Origin of the sequence: Geobacillus sp. ZGt-1 (genome assembly GCF_001026865.1) — a bacterium.
GTDB classification, from domain to species: Bacteria; Bacillota; Bacilli; order Bacillales; family Anoxybacillaceae; genus Geobacillus; species Geobacillus thermoleovorans.
The window spans coordinates 1-254 of the sequence record NZ_LDPD01000102.1 but is presented as its reverse complement, the minus strand read 5'-3'; the positions used below and the strand labels follow the sequence as shown (position 1 = coordinate 254).

At 47.6% G+C, this 254-nt stretch carries 1 pseudogene; it reads right to left on the bottom strand.

Annotated elements, in window-relative coordinates:
- Positions 1-254: pseudogene (locus VU18_RS15820) on the bottom strand (restriction endonuclease); the annotation flags it as partial.

The following is a 254-nucleotide window of genomic DNA, read 5'->3' as shown; positions in this document are numbered from 1 at the left end:
CACACCCAATTCCCCGGCACCTCATAAGGCCATTGTTCTTTCGGAATGACGTCTTTTTCACTTAGATCATCGGATGTTTCCAATATACTTTTCTCGCTCGGGTCATTTGTCCCTAATTGCCCTTTAAACGCCTTCTCCAACATGACCGCCCGCCGCCGTTCGATCGACTCCTTCACTTCTTCAATCAGCCGCTTTGCTTCGTCGATTTTCGCAAACAGCCGCTCAATTTTATCAGCGATGCGTTTTTGTTCGTT